Here is an 8680-nt window from a genome sequence, read left to right on the forward strand (position 1 = left end):
ACCGCGCCGACGACGGCCTGTTCGTGCTTGCGATCGCCAGCGAGAAGGGCTTCCAGACGCTGGCCCGCACGATGGGTCGCGAGGAACTGATCACCGATCCCCGGTTCACCGAGGACGCGCTGCGCACCGAGAACGAACCCGCGCTCCGCAAGGAGATCGAGTCGTGGGCGGCCGGCCGCACGGTCAGCGAGGTCCTCGATCTGCTCGACGCAGCCGGACTGGCAGGTTCCGAGGTGTGGAACGTCCAGCAGGCACTCGGCTCGGACCAGGCCGGATACCGCGGCGTCGTAGAGACGTTCGAGCATCCCAAGGCCGGCCCGGTGTCGTACGTCCGGCAGCCCGTCGTCTTCGGTGACAGTGCGCGCCCGGCGGTGCGACGCAGCCCGCTCCTCGACGAGCACCACGACGAGATTCTCGGCGAGGCCCGCTCGCGATAGATTCTCGGGCGTCGGCCGATCGGTCGACACCCTCGGCATGGGAGACACGCATGGCCCCCGGTGACGTGACGCGCAGTGTCAGTCGCACCTTCGAACTGCTCGGCGCGATCATCGAGCACGGCGGACTGACCCTCGCCGACGCCGCGAAGACCACCGACCTCGCGACCAGCACGGCGCTGCGGCTCATCCGCAGCCTCGAGCAGACCGAGTTCGTGCTCCGCGGCGAGGACAACGTCTACCGGGTGGGCCCACGGCTGCTGCAGATCGGTGCGAAAGCGATCGCCGACAACCAGTTGCTCCTGCGGGCGCAGCCCGCCATGGCCGAGATCGCCGAAATCACCCGGGAGTCGACGTACCTGTCGGCTCCCGGGCCCCGCGGCACGGCGCTGTACATGGGGCAGATCGAGGGCACCCACGCGATCCGGCACATGGGGTGGGTCGGCCAGACCGTCCCCCTCGTCGGAACCGCGGTGGGCGCGGCCCTGCTCGGCGAGGTGGGCGCGGACGGCTACGCCATCGCCCACGACACCATCGAGGACCACTCCACCGGCGTCGCCGCTCCGATCTACGACGCGATCGGCCGGATCGTGGGGGCACTGAGCGTCGTCGGGCCGACGTTCCGTCTCGACGACGACGTCTGCGCCCGGCACGGGCAGGTCCTCGTCGAGCGCTGCGCGCGACTGTCGGCCGAACTGGGGCGCACGGTCTCGTCGTAGAACTCACGGTCCCGTCGTAGAAGTTTGGCACCGCAGTCTCGTATCCGAGACAATTGCGCGGCACGCCGGCCAGGACAATGGCGCGGCACGCCGGCCGTTCGGGCCGGGATCGGAAGGGGACGTTCGATGTCGACGAGCCGGGTCAAGTCCGCGGAGCGGGTACTCGACGTGCTCGACCTGCTCGCCCGGCGAGGAGTGCCGATGGCCGCGACCGAGATCGCGAGTGCTCTCGACCTACCCAAGAGCACGACGCACCACCTGCTCAACGTGATGCGAGACCGGCGGTTCGTCTCCTACTGGCCCGATCAGCGGGCCTGGACGCTCGGAGTGTCCGCATTCGAGGTGGGCGCGTCGTACATGCGGTCCGGGCCGCTGCACCGCGAGGGGCAGCGCCACATGGTCGCGCTCACGAAGGCCGCGGACGAGACCTCGCACCTCGCGGTCCTGCAGGGCACCGACGTGATCTATCTGGACAAGCGCGAGCCGCTCAAGCCCGGCGTGCGTCTGGTGACCGAGGTCGGTACCCGGCTGCCCGCTCATCTGACGGCGGTCGGACGCGCGATTCTCGCACGCCTCGACCCCGAGCAGCTCAGCGCCCTGTACGCCGGATACACCTGGCCCACCCGCACCGGCGAGGGGCCGACGTCCCTCGACGACCTGCGCGCCCTGTCGAAGGCCGATCGGGAACTGGGGTACTCGGTGGAGCACGACTCGACCACCAACGGCGTCACGTGCATCGCGAGCCCGGTCGTCACCCGGGACGGACGTCCTGTCGCCGCGCTCGGTGTCGCGTACCTGACGGGCGCGCGCAGCGATGCCGAGACCACCGAGCTGGCCCGGCTCGTCACGGACGCGGCCGCGCACTTCTCGGACAGCCTGAGCGACCGCATGATCGAGGAGTCCCTGGAGGCCTGAGCGCTCCGAGCCTCCCGAGCCTGACCGAACCCGCCGATTCGACCGACACCCGCCTTCCTCTTGTCTTACATACGAGACTATGGTCTCGTATACGAGACACAATCTTCACGGCCGCCGCGTTCGCCGGGCCGTACCTTTCCTTCGGAGTCCCCCATGACGCTCACCACCCAGTCCACCGATCTCGTCGAGGTCGGCCTCGGACCCGTCACGATCCAGGACGTCGTCGACGTCGCACGCCGCGGCCACGGGGTCCGCCTCACCGACGACGCCCTCGCCGAGATCGCGCGCTCGCGGGCGCGCATCGAGGACCTCGCCGCCGACCCCCGCCCGGTATACGGCGTGTCGACCGGCTTCGGCGCGCTCGCCACCCGGCACATCCCGCAGGAGATGCGAACTCAGTTGCAGCGCAGCCTGGTCCGCTCCCATGCGGCGGGATCCGGTCCCGAGGTGGAGCGCGAGGTCGTCCGTGCGCTGATGCTGTTGCGCCTGTCCACGCTCGCCACGGGACGCACGGGTGTGCGGCCCGAGGTGGCGCAGGCGTACGCCGACCTGCTGACGGCGGGGATCACGCCGGTGGTCCACGAGTTCGGCAGCCTCGGTTGCTCGGGTGATCTGGCGCCGCTCGCGCACGTCGCGCTCGCGGTGACCGGTGAGGGCACTGTCCGTACCGCCGACGGACGGCTGTCGGGTGCCGCCGACGCCCTCGCCGAACACAGCCTCACCCCGGTCGTCCTCGCCGAGAAGGAGGGGCTGGCCCTCATCAACGGCACCGACGGCATGCTGGGCCAGCTCGCGCTCGCCGTCACCGACCTCGACCACCTGCTCAAGCTCGCCGACATCGCGGCCGCGATGAGCGTCGAGGGCCTGCTGGGCACCGATCGCGTGTTCGCCGCGGATCTGCAGGCGCTGCGCCCGCACCCCGGCCAGGCCACCGCGGCGGCCAACATGGCGCGGCTGCTGGCCGATTCGCCGATCGTGGCGAGCCACGCCGGCCCCGAGGACACCCGCGTGCAGGACGCCTACTCGCTGCGCTGCGCGCCGCAGGTGGCCGGTGGTGCCCGCGACACCGTCGAGCACGCCCGTACGGTCGCGAACCGTGAACTCGCTTCCGCCGTCGACAATCCCGTCGTCACGCTCGACGGCCGAGTGGAATCCAACGGCAACTTCCACGGCGCGCCGGTGGCGTACGTCCTCGATTTCCTCGCGATCGTCGCGGCCGACGTCGCGAGCATCAGCGAGCGCCGGACGGACCGGTTCCTCGACGTCGCCCGCAACCACGGACTGCCGCCCTTCCTCGCCGACGACCCGGGTGTGGACAGCGGCCTGATGATCGCGCAGTACACGCAGGCCGCGATCGTCTCCGAACTCAAGCGGCTGGCGACGCCGGCGAGCGTCGACTCCATTCCGTCGTCGGCGATGCAGGAGGATCATGTGTCGATGGGCTGGTCGGGCGCCCGCAAGCTCCGTCGCGCCGTGGACGGACTCACCCGCGTCCTCGCGATCGAGATTCTCACCGCCGCACGAGGAATCGATCTGCGTGCCCCGCTGCAGCCCGCGCCGGGGACCGGCGCGGTGGTCCGCGCCGTGCGTGAGCAGGTGGCCGGGCCGGGCACCGATCGGTTCCTCGCACCGGAGATCGAGCAGGTGGTGACGTTGGCCGCCTCCGGCGCGCTGGTCGCCGCCGCCGAGCACGAGATCGGTGCCCTGCAGTGACCCGGACGATCGCGCTGCCCCGGGCCCGGCCCGAGATCGATGCGCTGCCCGCCTATTCGAAGGCGTCCGGCGCCGCGACGGTCCGCTGGCGGGCGTCGAGCAACGAATCCACGATCGCCCCCTCCCCAGCCGTCGTCGAGGCGATCGCCCGCGCGGGCGAGCACGGGCACCTGTATCCGACGCTGTTCGCGGACGACCTCGTCGCGGCACTCGCCGAGCGGTTGTCCGTTCCGGCCGACGCGGTGCTCACCGGTGCCGGTTCCCTGGCACTGCTGCAACAGGTCCTCACGGCGTACACGGGTCCGGGCACCGAGGTGGTGCACGCGTGGCGCAGCTACGAGGCGTATCCGATTCTCGTCGGGATCGCCGGTTCCACAGCCGTTCCGGTACCACTGGACGCGCAGCACCGGCACGACGTCGACGCCATGATCGCCGCGGTGACGCCCCGCACCCGCGCGGTACTGGTGTGCAACCCGAACAATCCGACGGGCACCGAATTCACCGAGGCCGAGGTGCGTCGACTGTTGGACGGCGTGCCGTCGCACGTCCTGGTGATCCTCGACGAGGCGTACCGCGAGTTCGCCGAGGAACAGGTCGACGGCGTGGAACTGCTGCGCGAGTACCCGAACGTCGTGGTGCTGCGGACGTTCTCGAAGGCGTACGGCCTGGCGGGCCTACGCGTGGGCTACGCGATCGCCGACTCCGCCGTCGCCGCTCCCCTGCACGCCGCCGCCCCGCCGTTCGGCCTCAGTTCGGTCGCCGAGGCCGCGGCGTGCGCCGCGCTCACCGACGCCGGGCACACCGACCGGATCGTCGAGTCGGTGCGGGACGGGCGCCGGCACCTGCGCTCCGGGCTGGCCGACAGGGGCATCCGGACCCCCACCAGCGGAGGCAACTTCGTGTGGATCCCGATCGGAGACCGCGCAGCGGAACTCGAAGCGGCCTGCGTCGCGCACGGGGTGTCCGTGCGCGCCTTCGCGGGCGAGGGCGTGCGCGTGACCGTCGGAGACCGGGACGCCGAGGACGCGGTGCTCGCCGCAGTCGACCACTTCACCGCTCAGCCGGCCGGCTGAACACCACGATCCGACCGATACGAGGAAACCCGATGTCTCTCAACGCCCTCGCCGACGCGCTCGGCTTGAGCCGGCTCGTCACCGACCCCGACGTCATGGACGCCTACACCCGGGACGAGGCGCACCTGGCCGTTCCCGGCCTGCCCCTGGCCGTGCTCGTCGCGGACTCCACCGAGGACGTTGCGGCGGCCCTGAAATGGGCGACGGCGCACAAGGTTCCGGTGGTGCCGCGCGGCGCAGGCAGCGGACTGGCCGGCGGCGCCACCGCGATCGACGGCTGCCTGGTGGTGTCCACCGCGGCCATGCGCGACATCGTCGAGCTGAATCCCGCGGATCAACTGGCGGTGGTGCAGGCCGGTGTCGTCAACGCCGATCTCGACCGGGCGGCCGCCGAGCACGGCCTGATGTACGCGCCCGATCCGAGCAGCTTCCAGATCTCCACGATCGGCGGCAACATCGCCACCAACGCGGGCGGGCTGCGCTGCGTCAAGTACGGCGTCACGCGGGACTCCGTCCTGGGCCTCGAGGTGGTGCTGGCCGACGGCCGCATCCTCCACACCGGTCACCGCACCGTCAAGGGCGTCGCGGGCTACGACCTCACCGGGCTCCTCGTCGGTTCCGAGGGAACGCTCGGCATCGTCACCGGCGCGACCGTGCGCCTGCGGCCGCGGCCGTCCCGGGAACCCGCGACGATCGTCGGCAGCTTCCCGTCGCTGCGGTCCGCCGCGGACGCAGTCGCCGCGGTGGTGCGCGCGGGGATCGGACCGAGCCTGCTCGAACTGATCGACCGGGCGACGCTCGTCGCGATCGACGAGTGGAAGCGCATCGGTCTCGAGGCCGGCACCGAGGCGATGCTCATCGCACAGGCCGACGGCCCCGATGCCGACGAGGCCGCCGCCGCGATCGAACGGTTGTTCTCCGAGGCGGGTGCCGACTTCGTCGCGCTCTCCCAGGACCCCGCCGAGTCGGCCCAGTTGCTCGAGATCCGTCGGCTCGCGTACCCGGCGGCCGAACGCCTCGGACAGTGCCTGGTCGAGGACGTGGGGGTGCCGCGCTCCCGGCTGCCGGAGATGGTCGAGTCGATCGAGGAGATCTCGCGCCGGCACGACGTCACGGTGATGACGGTCGCGCACGCGGGCGACGGCAACGTGCACCCCACGTTCGTGTTCGACCGCCGCGCCGACGGGTCGGTCCCGGACGCCGTCTGGACCGCTGCCGACGAGGTGTTCCGGCGCGCGCTCGAGCTGGGTGGCACCCTTACAGGTGAGCACGGCGTCGGGGTGTTGAAACGACGCTGGATGGCGCTCGAAGTGGGAGAGACAGGTTTGGACATCCATCGCGCGGTGAAGGCCGCGTTCGATCCGCTCGGTCTGATGAATCCCGGGAAGGGCTTCTGACCGGTTACCAGGACAAACAATCCGGATACAAACCTGGATGTTGACAGGCCTGTATATACAGGCCTATACATTTCCCATCGGCATGGCGTGATCCAGCGCACAAGCATCGAAGAAGGTGGGCATCACCCCCGGAAGTCGACCCCGCCGCAGGGTGCGGTCACCGCAGAAAGAGCAGGCCCAATGACACACGACGACGGCAGCACTTCCGAGGTGCTCCTCACCCCGGAGCGGCGCACCATCGACGTCGTTCCCGACGACGAGCGCCACGGCACGCCCCGTAGCCAGTTCACGCTGTGGTTCGGCGCGAACATGCAGATCACCGCGATCGTGGACGGCGCCCTCGCGGTCGTCTTCGGCGCCGACGCCCTGTGGGCCATCATCGGCCTGCTGATCGGCAACGTCTTCGGCGGCGCCGTGATGGCCCTCCACTCGGCGCAGGGCCCCCGCATGGGCCTGCCGCAGATGATCTCGAGCCGCGCCCAGTTCGGCGTGAAGGGCGCGGTCATCCCGCTCGTGCTCGTGATCCTGATGTACCTCGGCTTCGCCGCCACCGGCACGGTCCTGGCGGGCCAGGCCGTGAACAAGGTCCTCGGCCTCGACAGCGCCTGGATCGGCATCGTGATCTTCGGATTGCTCACCGCGTTCGTCGCCGTCACCGGCTACAAGCTGATCCACATCGTCGGCAAGATCGCGACCTTCGTCGGCATCGTCGGCTTCACGTACCTGGCGATCCGCCTCTTCCTCGAGTACGACGTGCTCGACTACGTCGGCATCGTCGACTTCGACTTCGTGACGTTCCTGCTCGCGATCTCGCTCGGCGCCGGCTGGCAGCTGACCTTCGGCCCGTACGTCGCCGACTACTCCCGCTACCTGCCCCGCGAGACCAGCGAGCGCACCACGTTCTGGTCGACCTTCCTCGGCAGCGTCATCGGATCGCAGTGGTCGATGACCTTCGGCGCCCTCGTCGCGGCCGTCGCCGGCGACGCCTTCCTCGGCAACCAGGTCGGCTTCATGGGCGACCTCGCCGGGCCCGCGATCATCGCGTTCCTGATCTACCTGGTGATCGTGACCGGCAAGCTGACGGTCAACGTGCTCAACGCGTACGGCGGCTTCATGTCGATCCTCACCACCGTCACCGCGTTCGACGGCCGTTCACAGATCTCGACCAAGGCCCGCTCGTTCTACATCCTCGGCTTCACCGTCATCTCGATGTTCATCGCGATCGCCGCGAGCGCCGACTTCCTGGACAACTTCAAGAACTTCGTCCTGGTGCTGCTGATGGTGTTCACCCCGTGGAGTGCGATCAACCTGATCGACTACTACCTGATCTCGAAGGAACGCATCGACATCCCGGCGCTGTACGACCCCAAGGGCCGCTACGGAGCCTGGAACGCCCCGGCCCTGATCGTCTACGCGATCGGCGTGCTCGCCCAGATCCCGTTCCTCGCGCAGAAGATGTACACGGGCCCGATCACCGACATGCTCGGCGGCGCGGACATCTCGTGGATCGTCGGCATCGTGCTCACCGGCGCGATCTACTACCCGGTCGCCAAGCGGACCAACAACCCGCCGGCCGAGATGATCTACCCCGCCCACACCTCGATGGTCGACAGCCGGGTCTGACCCCGGCCACCCGATCACCGATCCACCCCTCGAAGAAAAGTCACCTAGGAGCCTCACGTGACCACGACCGGTCCCCGGACCACCGCACTGACGAACATCGGCACCCTCGTCACCAACGACCCCTCGCTGGGCGACGGGCCGCTGGGTGTCCGAGAGAACGCAGCGGTGGTGTTCGAGGACGGCGTGGTCGCGTGGGTCGGTGACTCCGCGGACGCCCCGGCCGCCGACACCGGTTTCGATCTCGGGGGCCGGGCCGTGCTGCCCGGCTTCGTCGAGAGCCACTCGCACCTGGTGTTCGCCGGGGAGCGGGCCGAGGAGTTCGCGGCGCGCATGTCGGGCGAGAAGTACGCGGCCGGCGGCATCCGCACCACGATCGAGGCAACGCGGGCCGCGAGCGACGACCAACTCGCCGCGAACGTGCGACGCCTGCTCGACGAGTCGCTGCGCTCGGGCAGCACGACCGTCGAGATCAAGAGCGGCTACGGCCAGAGCACCCGGGACGAGCTGCGCAGCGTGCAGGTCGCGGGCCGGTTCACCGACGAGGTCACGCTGCTGGCCGCGCACGTCCCGCCGCCCGAGTACGCGGGCCGCGGCGACGAGTACGTCACCATGGCCGTCGACGAGATGATTCCGGCATGCGCCCCGTACGCGAAGTGGATCGACGTGTTCTGTGAGCGCGGCGCGTTCACTCTCGAGCAGTCCCGCGCGGTCCTCGCCGCCGGTGTCGCGCACGGTCTGATCCCCCGCGTGCACGGCAACCAGCTGGGTGAGGGCCCCGGGGTGCAGCTGGCCGTCGAGATGGGTGC

The 8680-nt window shown here is 70.1% G+C and carries 7 protein-coding genes and 1 pseudogene; all 8 read left to right on the forward strand.

What is annotated here, in order from left to right:
• Window positions 1-437: CoA transferase (locus tag R1101_RS0111180; protein WP_016933518.1), on the forward strand; the 437-nt coding region annotated here is incomplete at its 5' end.
• A 50-nt stretch (window positions 438-487) separates the two neighbouring features.
• On the forward strand, window positions 488-1153 hold the full coding sequence (locus tag R1101_RS0111185) for an IclR family transcriptional regulator (RefSeq protein WP_016933519.1): 666 nt from the start codon (window positions 488-490) through the stop codon (window positions 1151-1153).
• A gap of 126 nt (window positions 1154-1279) precedes the next feature.
• On the forward strand, window positions 1280-2068 hold the full coding sequence (locus R1101_RS0111190) for an IclR family transcriptional regulator (protein ID WP_005517410.1): 789 nt from the start codon (window positions 1280-1282) through the stop codon (window positions 2066-2068).
• Between the two features lie 153 nt (window positions 2069-2221).
• Complete coding sequence (gene hutH / locus R1101_RS0111195) at window positions 2222-3781, forward strand: histidine ammonia-lyase (protein ID WP_016933520.1); 1560 nt, start codon at window positions 2222-2224, stop codon at window positions 3779-3781.
• Entirely contained in the window at window positions 3778-4854 is a 1077-nt protein-coding gene (locus R1101_RS0111200; RefSeq protein ID WP_016933521.1) for a histidinol-phosphate transaminase, read from the forward strand. The genes hutH and R1101_RS0111200 overlap by 4 nt, the downstream gene beginning before the upstream one ends.
• Window positions 4855-4886: 32 nt before the next feature.
• Entirely contained in the window at window positions 4887-6251 is a 1365-nt protein-coding gene (locus tag R1101_RS0111205; RefSeq protein ID WP_016933522.1) for an FAD-binding oxidoreductase, read from the forward strand.
• Window positions 6252-6431: 180 nt separating this feature from the next.
• Window positions 6432-7874 (forward strand): purine-cytosine permease family protein, encoded by a 1443-nt coding sequence (locus R1101_RS0111210; protein WP_016933523.1) that lies wholly within the window; start codon window positions 6432-6434, stop codon window positions 7872-7874.
• A 57-nt stretch (window positions 7875-7931) separates the two neighbouring features.
• Window positions 7932-8680: pseudogene (locus R1101_RS0111215) on the forward strand (imidazolonepropionase); the annotation flags it as partial.

It is taken from the genome of Rhodococcus sp. R1101 (genome assembly GCF_000278445.1).
Classification (GTDB): domain Bacteria; phylum Actinomycetota; class Actinomycetes; order Mycobacteriales; family Mycobacteriaceae; genus Rhodococcus; species Rhodococcus gordoniae.